We start from the raw sequence: 21,130 nt of genomic DNA on the forward strand, positions 1-21,130 counted from the left end.
ACATATGAAAAAGTTATTTCACATACTAATAATAATATTTATTTCTTTTCCCACTCTACTTGTTGCTCTAGAAAATAAGGAAAAAGTACAGATAAAAAATATTAAGTATATTGGCAATGAGCGAGTAAGTGATCAAACAATAAGGTTTTATACAAAATTAGAACCAGGTAATCATATAAATGATGATGATGTAGATTCAGTTATAAAAGATTTATATAAAACAAAGTTATTTGCTAGTATTAACGCCTATATCGATGATGAAAAAAACTTAGTAGTAAAAATTCATGAGAATCCATTGATTAACAAAGTAATATTGAAAGGCAATAAGTTATTTAACAGTAAAGAGTTGCTAAATAACGTTATCCAGTCAAAATCACTAACTATTTTCACTGAAACAAAATTACAAAACGATTTAATAAATCTAGCTACTCTTTATAGGAACAGTGGTAAAATTGGTGTTAAAATTGCATATGAGCTAGATAAGCTTGGTAGCAATAGGATAAACCTAATTTTTAAGATAAAAGAAGGAAGAACTTCTAAAATTAAGGGTTTACGATTTATAGGTAATAAAAACTTTTCAGCAAATGAGTTAGAGCAAGTTATCAAAAGGCATAGCAATGATATATTTAGTAAGTTATTTAGAGCCATTTTTAAAAGCGGAACTCATTATTCACCTCAATATCTACTGATTAACACAGAACTGCTTGATCGCTTCTATTCATCTAAGGGATATATTCAAAATAATATCCAACCAATTGTTGAGGTTGATAATAATAACCAAATAGAGTTAACTTTTTTGATTGATGAAAAGCAGCAATACTTATTTGGAAATAATGAAGTTGATATTGAAACTGAGATTCAGGATTTAAGTTTAAGGGAAGAAATATTAGAATTTATCAAAGAGGAAAATAATCAAATATTTAATAGAGTTAAAATTAACAATACAGCAGAAAAAATAAGTAAACATTTAAGCGAAAAAGGATATATATTTGCAAAAGTTAATCCAGAATATACACAACATAACAATATTGTGGATGTAACTTACAAAGTGCTACCAGGTAAAAAGATTTATATAAACCAAATTACTATTGATGGCAATGACCGCACTTTAGATAAAGTAATTAGAAGAAAACTTAGCATGGCAGAAGGTGACGCATATAACACATCTGAGATCCAAAAATCACGTAGAAAATTGATATATAGTGATTTCTTTGAAACAGTAAAAATAAATAGTTATACAGTGGATGACAATGCAGTGAATCTTGATTTAAATGTTAAAGAAAAAAGAACTGCCTCGTTATCTTTAACAGGTGGTATGTCTCTTCCTGGTGGAGTATTTGTTAAAACCGATTTCACAGATCGTAATTTATTTGGTAGTGGTAAAGAAGTATCTTTTGCTCTTGAAAAAAGTCAATATGTTCTTTCTACTAGTATAGACGCTGTTGAAAATAATTTTAACGACTCTGATACTTCACTAGGCATGGGTGTTTTTTATGAAAAACAAGACAAACCAAACACTACTTTCGATACCTGCAACTGGGGAGGAATAGCAAAAGTATCATATAAAATCTCAGAAAATCTAACCAATTCCTTTCAATATTCTTATAAGTATAATCACATACACATGGACAATAAGGGTGGAAAAGATGAGGATATCTCTGAGATAATAAGAGATCAAGAAGGTGAGTATCAGGTTTCATCAGTGGGATATACGTTATCATACAATAAACTGGATAACCTCTATACTCCTAAAGAGGGATATTTATTGCGCTTAAATCAGGATATTTCAGGATTGGGAGGAAATGTAAATTTCCTAAAATCTGAATTCTTATCTTTTTATACACATCCTATATTAAGCAAAATTGATGATGATATAACACTGCGCTTTAAAGTAGCAGCAGGTCATATTTTTTCTTATACCGATGAAGATCTAAACATTGGCCAGCACTTTTTTAAAGGGGGTAATGAGATTAGAGGATTTGACCTTTCCGGCATTGGACCAAGAGCAGAAGACAAAAATCAAAGCTCATTGGGAGGCAAAACTTATTTTAATTTAACACAGCAAGTAGATTTTCCACTATCTAAATTATACGACTATGCTGGTATCAAAGGCTCACTATTTGTTGACTATGCAACACTTTTTGGTTTAGATGAAAAGAAGAGATATAGTGGGAAATATTACGATAGTAAGCTTATAAGAGTATCACCAGGTTTTGGCTTTTCAATGCCTTCTCCTTTTGGTAGAATTAGATTAGATTTTGGGTTTCCTTTAGTAAAGGAAGCTTATGACATAATACCATCGACAAACGTTAAAATTTCTATTGAAGCGGGGATTTAAATGAAATATATACAGTTATTTACATCAGTTATTGCCTTAATTATTTCCTTATTTGTGGGGTATAAGTTTGTAGGGTATCAACCTCAGAGCACGCTTAATACAAAGGCTGCCATTATTGATAGTGATAAGGTTATCAATGAATCTCTGGCTCTGCAAAATATACAACAACAAATAAAGGAGCAGAACTCTAGATTACAGAAGGAATTTGAAAATGAGTTAGAAAAATTTAAGCCATCGAAAGAAGAATTTGACCTTTTGTCAGAAGAAGCAAAAAAAGAAAAGACAGAACAATTTAGTAAGCATACTGTAAGTGTTAGGGATAATTACGCTAAGAAAATGTCACATTTAGAAGAAAATTATAGAGAAGCAGTAGAAAGTGTCTTTAACAAGATAAAAGAAGTTGCTAAAAGAACAGCAGAAAAAAACAACATAGATTTGGTACTATTTATTTCAAAAAAGAATCAAGTTTTATACTCTATGGATGAAGTAGATTTATCGGATGTAGTATTAAAAAATGTAAACAAGGAAATCCCCGAATTTGCTTTGCAAAACATTGAATAGACTTATGCAATGTAATATCAATGATATTATAAAAATACTACCACATTCTTATCCTTTTCTCTTAGTAGATAGGGTCATAGAATGCGATCCTGGTATGAGTATAAAAGCAATTAAAAACGTGACTTTCAACGAGCAATTTTTTATTGGTCATTTTCCTGGCCATCCGATAATGCCAGGAGTTTTGATAATTGAGTCTTTAGCTCAAGCATCTGCTATATGTGTTCTCGGTAAAAAAACAGTAGAAAATAAAGTTGTATACTTTATGTCCATTGAAAACGCAAAATTCAGAAAGCCAGTCACTCCAGGAGATACCTTAATTCTTCAATCTAACTTTGAAGGTTTGCGTTTAGGTGTATACAAATTTAAGTGTGTTGCATCTGTTGGAAAAGAAGAGGTTGCAGGAGCAACAATCTTAGCAAAACTGCAAGATAAATAAAATCTTCATCTATAAGAAACAGTATGTACACTGTATAGTATAAAGATGCAACTGAATTTCAAAATCTCATTTTCAAACTTATACACTCGTAATGAATTAATAAAGTTAGATAAGGCGTTTTTGGATTACATAAAATCGTGCGATGAAAGCTTGTTTTATTCATTAGTTGAAGCAAGAGAAAAAGCAGCTTCTTCTTCGATGTCATCCCAGTGTTCATCCCAGTGCTTGACACTGGGATCCAGAAAACAAGAAGGATGGATTCCAGCTTGGATGAAAGATGGTTGTAATAGCCAGTTAATAATGGATCTCTCACATTTACTTGATGAATTTATTGCAAAATTTTTCAATATTGAAAAAGAAGTAGAAGAGTTAAAGGAAAAACACAATGACTTTGCTGTAATATACAGATGCAAAAGATTATTTGTTCAGCGTTATGCATTGAAGAAATACACTGATGTAGCAAATATTGATTATGTCACTAACAAATTAAATAGTTTCATTACTTTACCGACAACAGAAAAAAACTTTTCTGAGCAGGTAATGAGTTGGCTTGAAAATAAAGAGGATCACAAAGAAGAAATAGAACTTGCGGCTCAATATGCAGTTTGGAGAGTAAAAAATAAACAGAGTATACTATTTAGCATACATAAGAAAATTGATTACGAAAATCTCGTATCATTCTTGAAAAAAGAAGTAGACGAGGTTGAGGTTCTGTATTCAAATGAGGTGAAAAGAAGATATGGTTTTGATCTAACAAGCAAAAAGGTGAGTTTGAATAAAGCACTAGATAATGCTCACTACTGCATATTTTGTCATAAGCAAAGTAAGGACAGCTGCTCAAAGGGGCTAATCAATGATGACAACACTTTCAAAAAGTCTCCACTTAGAGTTGAGCTGCACGGCTGCCCACTAGAGCAGAAAATATCAGAAATGAATCTGGTAAAAAGCGAAGGATATAGCATAGCAAGTCTTGCAATTGTGATGATAGATAACCCATTATGTGCAGCTACTGGGAATAGAATATGCAATGATTGCATAAACTCATGCATATATCAGAAACAAGAGCCTGTAAATGTGCCAGTGGTTGAAACAAGGATTTTGGACGACGTACTCAATTTGCCGTACGGATTTGAAATATATTCTCTGCTTAGCCGTTGGAATCCTTTAAATTTTCAGCGTCCATTGCCAAAAGAAAATACTGGAAAAAACGTTCTAGTTGTAGGACTTGGTCCTGCGGGTTTTAATTTAGCTCATCATTTATTAAACGATGGGCATAACGTTATCGCCATTGATGGACTAAAGATTGAACCTTTGATCGATAATTTTCAGCTAATTAAAGATTTCAAACACGAAAAATTGAGTGAACGCATGGCAGATGGGTTTGGTGGGGTGGCAGAATATGGCATTACTTCCCGATGGGATAAAAATTACTTAAAGATTATTAGATTACTACTGGAAAGGCGTGAGAATTTCGCACTTTATGGAGGCATTCGTTTTGATGGCACGATTAATGTTGATGATGCCTTCAACTTGGGTTTTGATCACATCGCACTAGCACTTGGCTCTGGCAAGCCACGAATGATCAAAATAAAGAATATGCTGGCTCGCGGAGTGCGCATGGCATCTGATTTTCTGATGTCATTACAACTTACCGGTGCTCTTAAGTTCGACTCCATAGCAAATCTGCAAGTTCGCATGCCGATAGTTGTCATAGGTGCAGGACTCACTGCAATTGATACTGCCACTGAAGCTTTAGCATATTATCCAATTCAAGTAGAAAAATTTCTTCTTCGTTATGAGATATTAGTTGATAAGTATGGAAAGAAATATGTTGAAAAAGATTGGACGGAAGAAGAATATGAAATTGCAAATGAGCTTATATCGCACGCAAAATTGATCCAAGCAGAGCAAGAGTTAGCAAAAAAAGAGAATAGAGAAGCAAAAATATTGGAACTAACTAAGAGCTTCGGGGGAGTGAAAATTATATACAGAAAAGAGCTAAAAGATTCACCGAGCTATCGATTAAATAGCGAAGAGGTGCAAAATGCATTGTCAGAAGGAATCTACTTCATTGAAAACTTAGAGCCTATTGAAATTGTTACAGACAAATATAATCATGCTGAGTTGATAAAACTGATTGATACAAAATCCCACGAAATTAAATGTATCAAAGCACGCTCTATTCTCATAGCAGCAGGCACTGAACCAAACACGGCTATTGCAACAGAAGATAAAAAGCATTTTCAACTAAGTAATGGATATTTTATTCATTTAAACTCATTAGGAAAAGAAATAGATCCAGTATTTTCTCCTAAGATGCAGGATAAAGACAGGATATTGGTATATAAGCAAGACAATAAAACAATTAGCTTTTTTGGTGATCTTCACCCTTCGTATAGCGGCAGCGTCGTGAAAGCTATGGCAAGTGCTAAGAACGGCTACCCTATCATTTCTCAGCTTTTGAATAGAGTTAGCTTCATTTCTCCCACTCCAGCTAGAATCTCGGAGTCATATGCACACTTGTATGAATGTTGTAATGTAAGAGTAACTTTCACCAAAAAAGATGTCATTCCAGTGCCCAGACACTGGGATCCAGAAAACTTAATTTTGAATGAGTACATCAGATGGTTGTATAGTCAGAACTGGATTACAGTGTCAGCTACTTGCATAACACCACCTACTATGCGAATTACCTACAAATTGCAGCATTTGTACACTAAAGCGTCACGCGCTGGAATAATATCAGAACACCTGGCTAACGAAAAATTTTTTAATAGAATCAAAGAGCAATTCACCGCAAAGATTATAAAAATTCAATATTTAACTGACAAAGTTGTGGAAATAGTGATCAAAGCACCACTTGCGGCAAAAAATTTTAAACCCGGACAATTCTTTAGGTTGCAAAATTTTGCAATCAATAGCAGAAAAGTCAATAATACAACCCTTGCTATGGAAGGTATAGCTGTAACCGGCACTGAAGTAGACAAAAAAAAAGGAATTATTTCCACTATTGTGCTTGAAACTGGCGGCTCCACTAATTTGTGCAGAGGCTTAAGAGAAGGAGAGGAAATAATCTTTATGGGTCCAACTGGTAAACCCACTTCGCACTAATTATATCATAATATATATTATTTATTAATAAATCTATACTACAATAATAATTTTTATTAAGGTAGCATTATGACATACAACTTAACACTGTCATTTCCAAAGGAAAAATACTCTATAGACAAGAACAGCTATGAATTTATAGCAAGAGATAAAGAAGGCAACAGATTTATCATGACTACAGATGATAAACAAAAAGGAAAAATTTCTTTTTGTAAAGATGACGTTAATGAGTGTAAGTTTACGCAACACTATGCAGTCAAAGATCCAAAAATATGTAATAAGCTCCCTGATATTGACAGTGTTGACTATATCACTGTTATTATGGAAGATTATGGTGAAAAATACTTCCACAATAGGATATTAAGTGGGCTCAATAAGTGTGATATTGATTACACAGTTGTGGATGATGGTACAACACAGAATGTACTGTTAGAGGATTTTATAATCTAATTTTTCACTATATAGCTACTCAAGAGCTTTCTGAGTTCCAGTATCTGCTGCTCAAATGCGTAATTACAGCACTTGACTATAGACTGAAAACAATCTAATATTCCGCTACTTGTTAGTGGAACCTATCTATACCATTATCCAAAAAACATAAAAAACTAAATTAACAAATAATTCTTTAATAGGATCAACTATTGCAAAGGTCATAAAAGTTGAATGAGTGAATTGAAAACTACTAGCTACATTAGATTTGTACAGATAATTAAGAGAAAGCGAGTAAATAACTTTCAATTGGTGGAGTTACTGAAGTTCTTGGTATTAAAGTGACGCCAAACTTTATTTCAAAAAGTAAATAATTTACTAACGCTCGTGCACAAATTAAAAATAAATTATGCACGAGTGTAGCACTATGAATTAGGAGTGCTATATTAAAGCTTACCTCACTATTAAAGCTATCGGTCAGATTAGATTAAAAACCTAATCTGACCGGTTTCTCTACAACCCTCTAAACCCTGATATAATTATATGGTAATTAGTTTAATTAGTGGTTAATATGCAAATTGATTTTATTCATATATTAAGATAGCATAAACCATATTGGTTTAAATTATTGTGCAACTTTATAAATCGTCACTGCTACTTCTACTGACTGCATTAATAGCTATAGTTCTAAAATTACCTGAAAATTTGAGCATTGCAGTAAATTGGTCTCTCCCAATTCTAGATTTTGATTTATCTTTTCGTATCGTACTAATATCTTTTTTGTCAGTTGCATTTTTAGCTGTTCTACCAACACAAAATTTGACTTTTTCAGAGATGCTATCTTTTGCTGCTTACACTACCTGTTCACTCTGTGCAATTTTATCCAAGCAGATGATATTGGTTATAATATTCTGTGAATTAATGACCGTCAGTGCATTTTTTACTATCGCAGCTGGCTGTAGAGATAGTGGACCTGCAATAAGGTACGCTTGTGTACACTTTTTCGTTGGAGTTATATTAATAGCAGGATTGGCACTTCAAAGCACTAACCTGATAATTTGGGGTTTGTTGATAAACTGCGCTTGTTTTCCTTTTTCATTTTGGGTTGTTGATGCATATCCTGCTGCATCGCTACATGGCACCACATATCTCTCTTTATTTACCACTAAAGTCTCTTTTTTAGTGATGCTTTTACACACTTATAACCTATGGCAAGATTGTACTGAAATATTAGCGCTTGTAGGCGCCATCACTGCAATTTACAGTATTATATTTGCTTCTCTTGAGCAAAATATTCGCAGATTTTTATGCTATAACGTTGTAGGACAAATGGGCTTGCTGATTATTGCAGGAAGTTTGCTCAGTCCTTCGGAAAAAGCAATACCAATTTTGATACTGCATATAATCTTCTCTCTTGTTTATCAATCATTATTGTTTGTGGTCAGTAATTCGATTATTTTACAAACAAAAACAATTAGTTTTAATGGAGTGGGTAAACTGATGTCAGTGGAAGGCATGTGTGCTATAATCGCAATACTTACAATGGCTGCATTTCCTGGAACCGTTGGATTTATCAGTAAATCATATATCACAGCTGAAATTGAAATGAACACTGTTGCCTTAAAAGGGTACAAAAATTTATATAAGGTTCTAAATTTGCTGCTTCATTTAAGCGTTGGGCTAAAGTTTCTTTATTACTTATTTATTGCAAAAAGTAAGTCAAAACCTTTAGCAGAGAGGGGAGGCAAAATGACTATGATTATTTTAGCATTTATATGCGTAATCGCTGGCAATCCTTACTTACCTATTTACAATAAACCTTCAATTTTTGATCTGGTGTACAATACACAAAACATTTGGTCTCAGTTTTATTTATTACTATGTACCACTTTATTGTTTATTCCTTTACGCAAGTTATTTTTGCCAAGAATAAATTTTAAAATGGATGTTGATTGGATTTTTAGAGCTTTCATACCTTATACTGTCTTGCTGTTCAATCAACTGGTCTTTAAAGTGAGAGAAATGTCTGCCAACGTACTGCAAAACTTGACTAATTCACTTGCTAGTTTATACTTTAATAATATTACTAAACTTAAAGAAGTGCTGAGTTATAACTCAGTGAGTTTTGTTTCAGCTTCTTCTCTATTTTTAATGAGTATTCTACTAGCGCTATTATGTTTAAATCGTTAACCGAAAGTTTAAATTCTGTATTTAGTAAACTGAGAGGAAAGTCAATCATTTCTGAAGATGATTTTAACCTTGCCATGCGTGAAATACGTATAGCTTTAATTGAAGCTGACGTTTCACTTGAAGTTGCGAAAAAATTCATCAATGACATTAAAGATAAAGTGATTGGGGAAAAAGTCATAAAAAGCGTTTCTCCATCGCAAATGATAATCAAAATTGTGCAGGATAATTTAGTTGCAGTTCTCGGATCAGAGAAAAGCGACTTAAACCTAGCAGCTAAACCCCCTGCTGTGATTATGATGGTGGGCCTACAAGGTGCGGGTAAAACAACCACCTCAGGGAAGCTTGCTTTAAAGTTAAAAAAACAAAAGAAAAAAGTGATGCTCGCTTCTTTAGACATTTATAGACCGGCTGCCCAAAAACAACTTGAAGTGCTAGGTAAACAAATAGATGTGCAAACTTTACCTGTAGTAATAGACGAGAAGCCCGTTACAATTACAAAAAGGGCACTGGCAGCAGCAAAGAACGAAAATTATGATGTATTAATACTAGACACCGCAGGCAGGCTTCATATTGATAATAATATGATGAATGAGTTGAAAGCCGTAAAGGAAATAGCTTCACCTGCAGAAGTTATTTTAGTAGCCGACGCAATGATAGGCCAGGATTCGGTCAATATTGCCAAATCATTCAATGAGATAATAGGTGTAACCGGCATTATTCTCACCCGTGTTGATGGTGATGCACGTGGTGGTGCTGCTCTTTCTATGAAAATGATCACCGATTGTCCAATTAAATTTATTGCTTGTGGTGAAAAATTAAGTGATCTCGATGATTTTTATCCCGATAGAATTGCAAAAAGGATACTTAGCATGGGTGATGTTGTATCATTGGTTGAAAAAGCTGCTGAGATTGTTGGTCAGGAAGAAATTGATAAGTTACAAAAGAAAGTAAAAAAGGGTAAATTCGACCTAAACGACCTAGTGGGAATGTTAAAGACTCTGAGTAAAATGGATGGCATTAGCAACATAATGAAATTCATTCCTAGTTCATTCACAAAAAAGCTAAGTAGCAGTGTGCCCGATGACAATAAAGTGAAAAAATATATAGCCATCATAAACTCAATGACCGAAAAAGAAAGGCAAAATCCAGATATTTTAAATGGCAAAAGAAGACTTAGAATTTCTAAGGGGTCCGGAACAAGTGTAACTGACGTTAATCTTCTAATTAAGCAGTATAATCAAATGAGCTCTATGGTGAATAAGTTCAGTAAAATTGACCATAGTAAACTCAAAGAATCTGATTTGATGGATATGCTAAGCAGAAAGTAAGTCAGCAGGTAGTGGAATGAAATAAAATCATCAGTTGTAATTGCTGTTGAATAGTAAAGTATATTATTTTAGCGTGAAGTAATAAATTCAATAAATTTCTTCAGTTGGAATTGGCATGATAATCAAAATTGATACAAGTTACTTTATCTATATTTAATGCGCTGTTTTATAGCTAACACACTATACCACCGTAGCACTACACTAGTAACAGACCGAAGGTTATCGATATCTCAAGTTAGGCTAGTTACAGCATCCATAATATCGTTTGTAAACCTGTAGCTATATACAATAAATGAACTTTTTTATATATTCGTTGTTAGTATTTTGTATTTCCTGAACAGTTCCGTGAGAAATGATCTCCCCTTCATATAATACTGCTATTTTGTCAGCTATTTTAAATGCACTATGAATATCATGTGTAATCGTGATAATTGTAGGACGAAGATCTTGAGATAATTTTATTATTATCTCATTTACTACATCTGACATGATTGGGTCTAATCCTGAAGTTGGCTCATCCAATACAATAATTTCTGGGTTGTGTGCAATTGCTCTTGCAAGTGCCACTCTTTTCTTCATTCCACCTGATAGTTCTACTGGAAACATTTCTGCTATGTTTTCTTCCAGCCCAACATCATTTAACTTCTCAATTGCTAGGCGTTTTGCCTCCTTTATGCTGATATTAAAGCGTTTTTTATAATTAAAAGATATATTTTCCCACACTGTAACGTAGTCAAACAAAGCGGAATTTTGAAATAAGACTCCAAATTTATTTTTGCTTTTACTATTTATTTTAATAGACCCTGAGTCTGGTGTCAGTAATCCAATAATTATTTTTGTTAATACAGATTTACCACTTCCTGAGCCGCCAAGTATGACTAATGATTCTCCTTTCGATATATTGAAAGTTATGTTGTTTAATATCGTTCTATCATCAAAGGATAAGCTTATATTCAATATTGATATTATGGGGCTATGCATGTATTAAAGTAATTAAGTAATTTGCTAAAATTATCAATATAGAGGATATAACAACAGTTGATGTTGTTGCAATACCTACTCCTCGTGCACCTTCCCTACAATGGTAACCGTAATAACAACTTGAAACAGAAATTATGGCTCCAAAAGCAGTCGCTTTCATTAGCCCAACAATAAAATTGTACATATTAAAGAATTGAGCTGTATATTTTATGTATATATTTAAATTGTGGTTAAATTCAAAGACTGCGGTGACATACCCTCCAAATATTCCTATTAGATCTGCACATACTGTAAGTATTGGAAATACTATAACTGACGCTAGAATTCTTGGTACAATTAAATATTTGAAAGGATTGATGTCCAAAGTTGTAAGTGCATCTATTTGTTCAGTGATGCGCATCGTGCCAATTTCTGCTGCAATTGAGGACCCAACCTTTCCTACCATTATTAAGCTGATCAAAACTGGCCCTAACTCTTTAATGATAGTGATCGTAACAAGTTTAGGTACTACTTGTTCTTGATTAATCAATATACCACTTAAGCTACTCTGTAAAACTATCACTGCTCCTATAAAAACTCCAGTGAGCCCAACAATTGGCAAAGAGAAAAAGCCTATCTCTATAATTTGTCTTGCCACATTGCTAAAATAATATGGAGGAATAAAGCAGTGGTATAGAGATTGAATAAAAAATACAAATGCGTTACCAATCCTCAACAGAAAGTTCATAAAGCATCTACCGATTATTCTAACGCTGTCTATATTAAAGGAACTCACTTTACATTTATCTTAGCTAAAATTAGTTTTACTGATTTTATTAAAATTTTTATTAACTTCGCCAGAGTATAGTCAAGATATGTCTTAAGTTCAATATACTTTGATCAAAATGCTTGAGTTTAAGTTTATAAGACTGAATTGTATAAGAAAACCTTATTTATTTTGCTATTTACTCCTTGTAAAAAACATGCTACTAATAAATTGTGTTATATAATTGAATTGGAGTAAGTTTTGGCAGTTCCGAAGAGAAAAAAGTCAAAGTCAAGGCGTAATATGCATCGTTCTCATCATGCTATTAAGCCTAAGAATATTGTAGTATGTGCAACAACTGGAGAATTCATGTTGCCTCACAACATAGCAGTTGACAATAGTTACAAAGGAAAACGTGTTTTCATTAAACAAAAGGCGGAGTAACTCATGATATGTTACCCACGGTCAACAACAACATAGTTATCGCACTTGATGCTATGGGAGGGGATTTTGCACCTCTTTCCGTAATTCAAGGTGCTAGTTTTTTCTTGGATAATCTTGTTGACCCAGGTGTTGAAGTTTTTTTTCATATTTATGGAGATCAGAAAGAAATATCTCCTTTGCTCTCAAAATACAAAAAAGTAAGCGATAACTCCGAATTTACCCATTGCTCTGATAATGTTCTTCCAAATGATAAACCCTCTTTTGCACTTAGACATCGCAAAGATTCAAGTATGAAGGCAGCTGTTGAAGCAGTGAAAAAAGGTAAAGCTTTTGGGATGGTGTCTTCAGGCAACACTGGAGCATTGATGGCTATCTCCAGATTTATTTTAGGAACATTACCCAATATCTATCGTCCTGCTATTGCATCTGTCTGTCCAACTAAGACAAAAAGCTTTGCATTGCTTGATCTTGGTGCAAATGTTGACTGTAATACTGACTCATTATTTCAATTTGCATTAATGGGGAGTATATTTGCAAAAATAGCATTAAAAGTTGAAAATCCTGAAGTCGCTTTGCTAAACATTGGTACAGAGGAAGTGAAAGGTACTGACTCAGTAAGAGGAGCTTTTGAGTTACTCAAAAATGCTCCAAGTATTAACTTCAAAGGATATATAGAGGCAAGTGAATTTTTAGATGGTAATATAGACGTAATTGTTGCTGATGGTTTTGTTGGTAATGTAATGCTCAAGACAGCTGAGGCAACTGCTGGTACTTTTATCAGTCTAATAAAACAGGAAGTATTTAATTCATGGATGACAAAAATGCTTGTCGGCATATTGTTAAAACCCAAGCTAAATAAAGCATTAGAGCGTTTTAATCCTAAAATTAGAAGTGGAGCTATGTTTTTAGGGCTAAATGGTATCATTATAAAGAGCCACGGAAATTCTGATGCTATTTCTTTTGCTCACGCTATAAAATTTGCAGTAAATGCAATCAGTGAAAATTTGAACCAGAAGATAATTAACGGGGTAAGTCATATTGAATAAAAGTTTCATATTGAGCACTGGTTCTTACCTACCAAAAAAAATTTTGAGTAATAACGAAATTGCATTGATAGTTGAAACAAACGATGAATGGATACGGCAAAGAACAGGAATAGTTCAAAGACATATAGCAGATGAAGGAGAACTAACGTCAGATTTAGCTGTTAATGCAGCAAAAAATGCTATAGAAAAAGCGAAAATTTCAATAGATGAAATTGGTTTGATCATAGTTGCAACAACAACACCTGACAAAACTTTGCCTAGCTGTGCAACGATTGTACAAAGTAAGTTAAAATGTAAAAATGCATTTTCTTTTGATGTACAAGCAGCATGCTCTGGTTTTATATATGCAGTTACAGTTGCTGATTCGCTCATAAAATCTCACAATAGAATAAAATATGCGCTCGTTATTGGTGCTGAAATAATGTCTAGGATTGTTGACTGGGAAGATAGGTCAACTTGTGTACTCTTTGGTGATAGTGCTGGTGCAGTGATAATAAAATCAGAAATGGGTAGCAGCGGCATCATATCAACAAACTTACACTCTGATGGCAATGTGGACATACTATGTACGAACGGAGGGGTATCCTCTACTCGTGATTCTGGAAAGATACTTATGAATGGAAGAGAAGTGTTTAAACATGCAGTGGATAAGTTAACAGCCTCAGTAGAGGAAACTCTGAAATGCAATAATTTGAAAATCATTGATATTGACTGGTTAATTCCCCATCAAGCAAACATTCGTATTATTGAAGCAGTAGTAAAGAAATTAGATTTTCCTATAGAGAAAGTGATTAATACCGTTGATAAGCATGCAAACACCTCAGCAGCATCAATTCCACTGGCCTTAGACTATGCAATACAAGAATCAAAAATAAAATCAGGAAATCTGGTACTGCTGATTTCAATAGGTGCAGGCCTGACCTGGGGTTCTGTGTTACTGCGCTATTAGACTTCCTATTACCCACGCTTCTTTTTTCTCAGTTTTATCGTTACATGCTGTACTGACAAAGTTTTGAGATATTATCACAAACATTATATTCACAAGAAATACTTGACTTCACGTGTACTAAGAAGCATTTTATATATGATGTGTGCCCGTAGCTCAGTTGGATAGAGCAACAGCCTTCTAAGCTGTGGGTCGTAGGTTCGAATCCTACCGGGCACATTCTTCTATCAATGCTTTCTATAAATTTTCAAGTATTCTGGTACCACATTTTCAATTGCTAGTGGTCTAATTTTCATTGTTCCGAGATCATCTGACTTTTCGATTGAACTACTCATCATAACTTTCACCTGATCTCGAGTAAGTATAGGGCTTGCATCTCCGGTTATAGGTTTTAACAGTACAGAAACAACTTTACTTTCTAAGAAAAAGGCTATCAATCTTGCCATTGGAAAAGGTACATTGATCAGTAGACACTTTCTGTTAGTCACATTCAGAATAAACTTTAATAAGCTTTTAAAAGAGTAAACTTTTGGTCCACCTATATTATAAATTTTTTTATCTTGCTTATTAAAGCTGATAATACGGTATACCACTTCAGCTAAGTTTGTTACACATATCGGCTGAAACTTCGTTATTCCACTACCGATTAACGGCAAAAAAGGAAGAATTGTTGCTAATCTTGCAAATTTATTGAAGAAACTATCTTCTTTACCGAATACAAGACTTGGCTTAATTATTATTGCTCCCTGAAATGCTGAAGTTACAGCTTTTTCACCTTCTAATTTACTGTGGGCGTATCTTGACAGCTTACTATTTTCTATTCCCATGGCAGAAAAATGTATCATCATGTATACACTTTTTATTTGCGCAGCTTTTGCTATTCTTTCAGCTACTCTAACATGAACGTCATAGAAATCGTATTTTCTTTTTTCATATAATATTCCTACTAAATTTATAACAACATCACACCCCTCCATACTTTCTAAAATTGATCTTTCATTAAAAAAATCTCCTTCAATTATTGATATTTGTCCTAAATTTCCACATAACTTCAGACAAGCAGCTTTTTCCTGATCACGAGTAAATATTCTTATTAAATACCCCGCCGCTGCCAAGCGTCTTACGATGTGTTTTCCTATAAATCCCGTTCCACCAAAAATAATTATACGTTTTATCACAGTTAAAACTTCCAATAACTTAACTTTAAATTAATACAATAGTTTTATTTAATATTCTATTGTGAATTCCTGCACTATAAGGTCCATTCTCATTCCATGAGAACCTTTAACTAAAATTACATCATTACCTTGAACAATATTAGCTAAATTACTTTTCAATTGGTTAGAATCATCGAAATGCATGCCTTTTATATTCTCCGGTAAAAGTTTATTCAATTCTAACATAAATTTACCAACTGTATGAACTTTATTCACATTTTGTTCTACTATAGAGTCAAGCAATTCTGTATGAAATACTATGCTTTCATTACCAAGTCCTAACATATCGCCAAGTAGTGCCACTTTTCTTAAATTAGAATATGTACCTAAAGTTCTTATTGCAGCCTTCATTGAAGTAGGGTTAGCATTATAGGAGTCGTTAATCAAATGTACTAATTTTCCATTGTATTTAGCTTGATGAACATTACCTCTACCTTCTGTTACAGTAAAATTCTCAAGTGCTAGTGGTAATTTAGATAAATCAAGTTCGAGACTTTGCAAAACTGCTGTAACAACTAATGCAGAGTATGCAAAATGTTCGCCTTTTACAGGTAAATTACAGTTCATAATTTGACCACTGTTCAGTTTGATTTTTAAATTTAGACCGTTATCGTCTCTTATTAGTTCTAACAAACAAACAGTAGCACTTTCATTCTTACCAAAGCTTACTACATTTCTGTTAGCATTTGATAAGAGATAATCATAATGTTCATTATCCTTATTCAAAACCAAAGTACCATTATTTTTCATACCATGTAGAATTTCTAATTTCGCTTGCGCAATATCAAGTAGAGATGAAAAGTTTTCAACATGCGCAGGTTCAATGTTGGTAATAACTGCAATATCCGGATTGCTAATCTTCGATAACTCTTTTATTTCACCAGCTCTACTCATTCCTATTTCAAGGATTAAATACTGGCAGTCTTCTGGCGCTTTTAGAATCGTAAAAGGCAATCCTATATTATTATTCAAGTTACCTTCATTTACATGAGATACTCCATAATGCAACAAAACAGTGTTAAGCATATCTTTTGTAGTGGTTTTCCCAACACTACCTGTAATTGTGATAACTTTAGCATTAACAAGAATATTTCTAATGTAATATGATGCCATATTATGCAAAGCTTTTAGAGTATCTTGCACAATAATTAGAGGAAAATTTCTATATTTATCTTCGCTTACTACCGCAGCAACAGCTCCTTTTAAAAATGCTTCATGTAGAAAATCATGCCCATCAAATTTCTTTCCCTTGAGAGCAATAAATAAATCACCTTTTTTTATGCTTCTTGTATCCGTTGAAATATTTGAGCTATACACCGAATTACAAACACCCTCCCCTCTTCCGCCAGTAGCATCTATAATATTATTTGCGTTCCATTTTAACATAATTTATCTTTAAAGGTAATTTGAACAAGAAAAGCAGCAAAAATACTACATACTTTGGTAATGTACAAATAATGATTGCTATTTCTATAATTTCATCTTATAATAGATATACAAGCTTAAATATTTTCGTCTATAATTGAGTGTGTTTTACTATCTGATTGTAGAAAGTGACTTGGAGGTATGTATGGCAAAAGATGAGTCAAATAAAAAGTCTATTTTGGCTAAGATAAAAGGCGTGTTTTTTCTTGTGCCTAAAGCACTTATTTATCCTATGAAGAAACCGTTTGCTTCAATTGATGAAATGAAGCATGATGCTAAAGTTTCATTAAAAAATGCTGTGAGTGATTTGCCTAAAGAAGAAGAGAAATATGACCCACCTATAAAAACCACAGAAGCTAGTAAGTACCTCGGCATACAAATAACAAAACAAGAAAAAGGTAAGGTAAGTTTTTTAGCGTCAAGAACTTTAACGGGGGATATACCTTACTTGAGTCCAGAGAAATTAGATGAAATAAGGGAAGATCTGCCCAATATAACTATTTTTAGAGAAGAAAACAAAATTGTAATTGAAGTTGATGTTGAAAAAATTATCCAAGAAATAAAAGATAAAAATCTAGGTATGGATGAAAAAGTAATGAAAAAGTACGCTCTTGAAGGAATTTATAATAAGATTGATTGTGATCTTAAAAATTTGGCAAAAATTACTGGTGGAGAGTTTAAAGTTCACACAGATCGGAAATTGCTGTATGGTATTGCAGAAAAGTTGTATAGTGGATATGATAGTAAAAAGCAGAAGTCACAGGAAGTTGTAAGGCCTATGGATAAAGAAAAGTCATCAGAGAAAATTTTAAATAATTGGCAAAAAGCTATTAAACAAGATTTTGAAAGTTGCGAAAGCATAAGAGGTAGGGGGAAATAAATTATGGAGAGTGTTATGAAAGAAGTTCAAATAGAGGAAAGGTATCATAGCCTAACTGTTCCTGGAGATATGTATCATTTACAACCAGAAGTTATTGCTGCAAGAAGGGCAAATAGAATAGAAACTTTTTCAAAAAGACACCAAATGGACTATGGGTCAATTTTGCGTGGACAAGATATACAGCTAAAAGACGACGTTTCAAGTCTTGAAGATGCTTCTAGCGAAGCAGCAATAAGCCCACCTTCTACACCAAATCATAAGCAAAATAGAAGAGGACCAGGAATTTAATAAAGTATGGGTAGTACAGCTTATGATGACACTAATATCTTTGCTAAGATATTAAGAGGTGAGTTGTCTTATGAGGAAATACATAAAAATGAAAATGTGCTGGCTTTTCGTGATAAGTATCCTGATGCACCAGTTCATATTCTAGTTATACCAAAAGCTCAATACGTTTCATACGATGATTTTGTTCTGAAAGCTTCCGAAGAGGAAATAGTAAGTTTTTTTAAAACTGTTAGAGAAATAGCACATAAATATAACTTAGAAAAAACAGGATATAGATTAGTTACTAATCACGGTAAAGATGGAGAGCAAGTTATACCGCACTTTCACATACATATTTTAGGTGGTAAAAGATTAGGAAAGCATGTAAATTCATAGTGTTATATGTTTTTTAAATGAGTGAATATTTAACCATATTAATTTTTATCTGTGTATTAATTGTAGTATCCTTTACTTTAGGTGTATTACCTATGTTTCTTGCAGTCAGTAACCCAGATGGTGAAAAGCTTTCTACATATGAGTGTGGCTTTAATCCTTTATCAAGAGCCAGAAAAAGTTTCGACATAAAATTTTACTTAGTTGCAATATTGTTCATAATATTCGATTTAGAAATTGCTTTTCTTTTCCCTTGGGCCGTTTCTTTATCTAAAATAAGCTATTGCGGATTTTGGTCTATGATGATATTCCTTGCAATACTTACTATAGGCTTTATTTATGAGTGGTGTAAAGGTGCGTTGGAATGGGAATAAATTTATCTAATGGCGACTGGAATCGTTACAAAAAAGAAGGTTTTCTTATCACTAAATTTGGCGATTTAATAGATTATATAATGAACTGGGCAAGGTCTGGTTCATTGTGGCCAATGACATTTGGTCTTGCATGTTGCGCAGTAGAGATGATGCACACTGCATCCAGTCGTTATGATCTTGATAGATATGGCATAATCTTTCGTGCAAGCCCAAGGCAAGCAGATGTTATGATTGTTGCTGGCACGTTAACTAATAAAATGGCAGCAGCATTGCGTAAAGTTTATGATCAAATGGCAGATCCCAAATACGTCGTCTCTATGGGAAGTTGTGCAAATGGCGGTGGCTATTATCATTATTCTTACTCAGTAGTCCGTGGTTGCGATAGAATTGTGCCAGTTGATGTGTATGTTCCTGGATGCCCTCCAACTGCTGAGGCGTTGCTATATGGAATGCTATGTCTACAAAATAAAATAAAACGAACTAAAAATATATAGCATGGATAAAACTGCAAAATACATACAAAAAAAGACTAAATGTGAATGTATTCAGAAAAATGATGGCACTATTGTAATATATTCAGCTTTGAATGACATTGAAAATCACTTACTCTTTCTACGTGATGATGAAAAGTGTAGGCTTGAATTATTAGTTGACGTTTTTGGAGTTGATTACCCAGATAGAGAAAAACGTTTCGAGCTAATATACAATTTGCTCAGCGTTGTACACAATATCAGAGTGCACATAAAGCTTCAGTTATGTGAAGGTGATATACCTCTAAGTGTAGCAAAGATATTTAACGCAGCTTCGTGGTTTGAGCGTGAAGTATTTGATATGTATGGAATAGAGTTTTCTGATCACCCAGATTTACGTAGGATTTTAACGGATTATGGATTCAAAGGTCATCCAATGTTAAAAGATTTTCCTCTCACTGGCTACGAGGAAGTAAGATACGATATAGAGGCAAAAAAGGTTGTATATAATCCTATAGACTTACCACAAGATTTTCGTATGTTTGACAGCTTATCCCCTTGGGAAGTTAGTAAAGCCACAAAAGTAAATATAAAGGAGTAGAAAATGACAGCACAAAGAAAAAAAATATCTTTGATTGGTGCAGGAAATATCGGTGGGACTCTTGCCCATATGATTGCACTAAGAGAGCTAGGAGATGTTATTTTGCTTGATGTAAGCGATGGAATACCACAAGGTAAAGCACTTGACATTACAGAATCATCTCCTATTGATCGATCTAATGTCAATATTACTGGTACAAATAGGTATGAAGATATAAAAAACTCTGACGCAATTATAATAACTGCTGGCATTGCCAGAAAACCTGGAATGAGCAGAGATGACCTTCTGCAAACTAATGCTGCAGTAATGAAAGAGGTTGGGGAAAATATTAAAAAACATTCTCCAAACGCATTTGTAATAGTGGTTACCAATCCTTTAGATGCTATGGTTTCAGTAGTATACAAATCTTCAAGCCTGCCAACTAATATGATTGTTGGTATGGCAGGAGTGCTTGACTCTGCTCGTTTTCGTTATTTTCTTGCAAGTGAGTTAAATATTTCTGTCGAAGATGTATCTGCTTTTGTGCTTGGAGGACATGGTGACACTATGGTACCACTAATCAATTATGCTTCAATTGCTGGCATTCCACTTACCCAAATCATTGAGATGGGTGTGATTACGCGAGGAAAAGTTGATGAAATAGTTGAGCGCACTCGTAATGGTGGAAAAGAAATAGTTGATCTACTTAAATCTGGATCTGCATACTATGCTCCTGCATCTTCAGCCATAAGCATGCTAGAATCATACTTAAAAGATAAAAGGCGTATATTACCATGCGCTGCTTATCTTAATGGTGAATATGGTGTGAAAGACTTATTCATTGGTGTTCCTACTATTATTGGCAAAAATGGAGTTGAGAAAGTTCTAGAAGTTAAAATGAACGATAGTGAACAAGAGATGTTTTATAAATCTGTAAGTGCAGTAAAAGAGCTCTGTCAGCTAAATTAA

21 protein-coding genes and 1 tRNA gene are annotated in these 21,130 nt (G+C 33.6%); 18 read left to right on the forward strand and 4 right to left on the reverse strand.

The features are described from left to right. Positions 1–4 precede the first annotated feature (4 nt). The 7 genes from bamA to ffh all read left to right on the forward strand — a co-directional run bounded on the left by bamA (position 5) and on the right by ffh (position 10,393). Positions 5–2,338 (forward strand): outer membrane protein assembly factor BamA, encoded by a 2,334-nt coding sequence (bamA, locus tag AAGE00_RS06870; RefSeq protein WP_052265000.1) that lies wholly within the window; start codon positions 5–7, stop codon positions 2,336–2,338. Then, complete coding sequence (locus AAGE00_RS06875) at positions 2,339–2,899, forward strand: OmpH family outer membrane protein (RefSeq protein WP_007302414.1); 561 nt, start codon at positions 2,339–2,341, stop codon at positions 2,897–2,899. A 4-nt stretch (positions 2,900–2,903) separates the two neighbouring features. Beyond that, positions 2,904–3,335, forward strand: coding sequence for a 3-hydroxyacyl-ACP dehydratase FabZ (gene fabZ / locus AAGE00_RS06880; protein ID WP_006014455.1), 432 nt, complete (start codon positions 2,904–2,906; stop codon positions 3,333–3,335). Positions 3,336–3,380: 45 nt separating this feature from the next. Beyond that, positions 3,381–6,446 (forward strand): WPE palindromic element domain-containing protein, encoded by a 3,066-nt coding sequence (locus AAGE00_RS06885; RefSeq protein WP_213863888.1) that lies wholly within the window; start codon positions 3,381–3,383, stop codon positions 6,444–6,446. 69 nt (positions 6,447–6,515) lie between these two features. Further along, positions 6,516–6,896 (forward strand): hypothetical protein, encoded by a 381-nt coding sequence (locus tag AAGE00_RS06890; protein WP_213863887.1) that lies wholly within the window; start codon positions 6,516–6,518, stop codon positions 6,894–6,896. 609 nt (positions 6,897–7,505) lie between these two features. Then, positions 7,506–9,065, forward strand: coding sequence for a proton-conducting transporter membrane subunit (locus AAGE00_RS06895; RefSeq protein ID WP_213863886.1), 1,560 nt, complete (start codon positions 7,506–7,508; stop codon positions 9,063–9,065). Further along, positions 9,050–10,393 (forward strand): signal recognition particle protein, encoded by a 1,344-nt coding sequence (ffh, locus tag AAGE00_RS06900; protein ID WP_007302411.1) that lies wholly within the window; start codon positions 9,050–9,052, stop codon positions 10,391–10,393. Before AAGE00_RS06895 ends, ffh begins: the two co-directional genes overlap by 16 nt. Positions 10,394–10,672: 279 nt before the next feature. On the opposite strand, the gene AAGE00_RS06905 is transcribed toward ffh, so the two are convergent. Together AAGE00_RS06905 and AAGE00_RS06910 are read right to left on the reverse strand one after the other, a co-directional pair. Further along, a complete protein-coding gene (locus tag AAGE00_RS06905) occupies positions 10,673–11,374 on the reverse strand; it encodes an ABC transporter ATP-binding protein (RefSeq protein ID WP_012481975.1) in 702 nt (233 codons plus the stop codon). Beyond that, complete coding sequence (locus AAGE00_RS06910) at positions 11,367–12,149, reverse strand: ABC transporter permease (protein ID WP_341815233.1); 783 nt, start codon at positions 12,147–12,149, stop codon at positions 11,367–11,369. Before AAGE00_RS06910 ends, AAGE00_RS06905 begins: the two co-directional genes overlap by 8 nt. A 231-nt stretch (positions 12,150–12,380) precedes the next feature. Between AAGE00_RS06910 and rpmF the strand changes: the two genes are divergently transcribed. From rpmF to AAGE00_RS06930, 4 genes are all read left to right on the forward strand, one after another. Next, positions 12,381–12,563 (forward strand): 50S ribosomal protein L32, encoded by a 183-nt coding sequence (gene rpmF / locus AAGE00_RS06915; RefSeq protein ID WP_006014434.1) that lies wholly within the window; start codon positions 12,381–12,383, stop codon positions 12,561–12,563. A gap of 8 nt (positions 12,564–12,571) precedes the next feature. Beyond that, complete coding sequence (plsX, locus tag AAGE00_RS06920; protein ID WP_006014431.1) at positions 12,572–13,609, forward strand: phosphate acyltransferase PlsX; 1,038 nt, start codon at positions 12,572–12,574, stop codon at positions 13,607–13,609. Continuing rightward, positions 13,602–14,558, forward strand: coding sequence for a beta-ketoacyl-ACP synthase III (locus AAGE00_RS06925; RefSeq protein WP_213863884.1), 957 nt, complete (start codon positions 13,602–13,604; stop codon positions 14,556–14,558). The genes plsX and AAGE00_RS06925 overlap by 8 nt, the downstream gene beginning before the upstream one ends. Before the next feature lie 142 nt (positions 14,559–14,700). Further along, positions 14,701–14,774, forward strand: a tRNA-Arg gene (locus AAGE00_RS06930). Positions 14,775–14,782: 8 nt separating this feature from the next. On the opposite strand, the gene AAGE00_RS06935 is transcribed toward AAGE00_RS06930, so the two are convergent. Together AAGE00_RS06935 and AAGE00_RS06940 are read right to left on the reverse strand one after the other, a co-directional pair. Further along, complete coding sequence (locus AAGE00_RS06935; protein WP_213863883.1) at positions 14,783–15,733, reverse strand: complex I NDUFA9 subunit family protein; 951 nt, start codon at positions 15,731–15,733, stop codon at positions 14,783–14,785. A 48-nt stretch (positions 15,734–15,781) separates the two neighbouring features. Further along, positions 15,782–17,158 carry a UDP-N-acetylmuramoyl-tripeptide--D-alanyl-D-alanine ligase gene (locus tag AAGE00_RS06940; RefSeq protein WP_019078639.1) on the reverse strand — a complete coding sequence of 459 codons (1,377 nt, stop codon included), beginning with the start codon at positions 17,156–17,158 and terminating at the stop codon, positions 15,782–15,784. A 184-nt stretch (positions 17,159–17,342) separates the two neighbouring features. On the opposite strand from AAGE00_RS06940, the gene AAGE00_RS06945 reads away from it, so the two are divergent. The 7 genes from AAGE00_RS06945 to mdh are packed head-to-tail and all read left to right on the forward strand — an operon-like array spanning position 17,343 to position 21,130. Further along, positions 17,343–18,077 (forward strand): hypothetical protein, encoded by a 735-nt coding sequence (locus AAGE00_RS06945; protein WP_007302253.1) that lies wholly within the window; start codon positions 17,343–17,345, stop codon positions 18,075–18,077. 3 nt (positions 18,078–18,080) lie between these two features. Beyond that, on the forward strand, positions 18,081–18,365 hold the full coding sequence (locus AAGE00_RS06950) for a hypothetical protein (RefSeq protein WP_019236871.1): 285 nt from the start codon (positions 18,081–18,083) through the stop codon (positions 18,363–18,365). A gap of 6 nt (positions 18,366–18,371) precedes the next feature. After that, positions 18,372–18,740, forward strand: a complete 369-nt coding sequence (locus AAGE00_RS06955) for an HIT domain-containing protein (protein ID WP_006014413.1) — start codon at positions 18,372–18,374, stop codon at positions 18,738–18,740. A gap of 17 nt (positions 18,741–18,757) precedes the next feature. Then, positions 18,758–19,111 carry an NADH-quinone oxidoreductase subunit A gene (ndhC, locus tag AAGE00_RS06960; protein WP_213863882.1) on the forward strand — a complete coding sequence of 118 codons (354 nt, stop codon included), beginning with the start codon at positions 18,758–18,760 and terminating at the stop codon, positions 19,109–19,111. Then, entirely contained in the window at positions 19,102–19,605 is a 504-nt protein-coding gene (locus AAGE00_RS06965; RefSeq protein ID WP_007302257.1) for a NuoB/complex I 20 kDa subunit family protein, read from the forward strand. Before ndhC ends, AAGE00_RS06965 begins: the two co-directional genes overlap by 10 nt. Before the next feature lies 1 nt (position 19,606). Next, entirely contained in the window at positions 19,607–20,182 is a 576-nt protein-coding gene (locus AAGE00_RS06970; RefSeq protein WP_007302258.1) for an NADH-quinone oxidoreductase subunit C, read from the forward strand. A 3-nt stretch (positions 20,183–20,185) separates the two neighbouring features. Beyond that, positions 20,186–21,130, forward strand: coding sequence for a malate dehydrogenase (gene mdh, locus AAGE00_RS06975; RefSeq protein WP_007302259.1), 945 nt, complete (start codon positions 20,186–20,188; stop codon positions 21,128–21,130).

The sequence above is a fragment of the Wolbachia endosymbiont (group B) of Aricia artaxerxes genome, assembly GCF_964026975.1.
In the GTDB taxonomy this organism is placed as follows: Bacteria; Pseudomonadota; Alphaproteobacteria; order Rickettsiales; family Anaplasmataceae; genus Wolbachia.

Coding starts and splice junctions, on each gene's coding strand:
- ndhC (WP_213863882.1), top strand. CDS start 18,758: ATGAGTGAATATTTAACCATATTAATTTTTATCTGTGTATTAATTGTA.
- AAGE00_RS06950 (WP_019236871.1), top strand. CDS start 18,081: ATGGAGAGTGTTATGAAAGAAGTTCAAATAGAGGAAAGGTATCATAGC.
- AAGE00_RS06955 (WP_006014413.1), top strand. CDS start 18,372: ATGGGTAGTACAGCTTATGATGACACTAATATCTTTGCTAAGATATTA.
- AAGE00_RS06890 (WP_213863887.1), top strand. CDS start 6,516: ATGACATACAACTTAACACTGTCATTTCCAAAGGAAAAATACTCTATA.
- ffh (WP_007302411.1), top strand. CDS start 9,050: ATGTTTAAATCGTTAACCGAAAGTTTAAATTCTGTATTTAGTAAACTG.
- AAGE00_RS06875 (WP_007302414.1), top strand. CDS start 2,339: ATGAAATATATACAGTTATTTACATCAGTTATTGCCTTAATTATTTCC.
- AAGE00_RS06970 (WP_007302258.1), top strand. CDS start 19,607: ATGGATAAAACTGCAAAATACATACAAAAAAAGACTAAATGTGAATGT.
- AAGE00_RS06945 (WP_007302253.1), top strand. CDS start 17,343: ATGGCAAAAGATGAGTCAAATAAAAAGTCTATTTTGGCTAAGATAAAA.
- bamA (WP_052265000.1), top strand. CDS start 5: ATGAAAAAGTTATTTCACATACTAATAATAATATTTATTTCTTTTCCC.
- AAGE00_RS06965 (WP_007302257.1), top strand. CDS start 19,102: ATGGGAATAAATTTATCTAATGGCGACTGGAATCGTTACAAAAAAGAA.
- fabZ (WP_006014455.1), top strand. CDS start 2,904: ATGCAATGTAATATCAATGATATTATAAAAATACTACCACATTCTTAT.
- AAGE00_RS06940 (WP_019078639.1), bottom strand. CDS start 17,158: ATGTTAAAATGGAACGCAAATAATATTATAGATGCTACTGGCGGAAGA.
- plsX (WP_006014431.1), top strand. CDS start 12,572: ATGTTACCCACGGTCAACAACAACATAGTTATCGCACTTGATGCTATG.
- mdh (WP_007302259.1), top strand. CDS start 20,186: ATGACAGCACAAAGAAAAAAAATATCTTTGATTGGTGCAGGAAATATC.
- AAGE00_RS06905 (WP_012481975.1), bottom strand. CDS start 11,374: ATGCATAGCCCCATAATATCAATATTGAATATAAGCTTATCCTTTGAT.
- AAGE00_RS06885 (WP_213863888.1), top strand. CDS start 3,381: ATGCAACTGAATTTCAAAATCTCATTTTCAAACTTATACACTCGTAAT.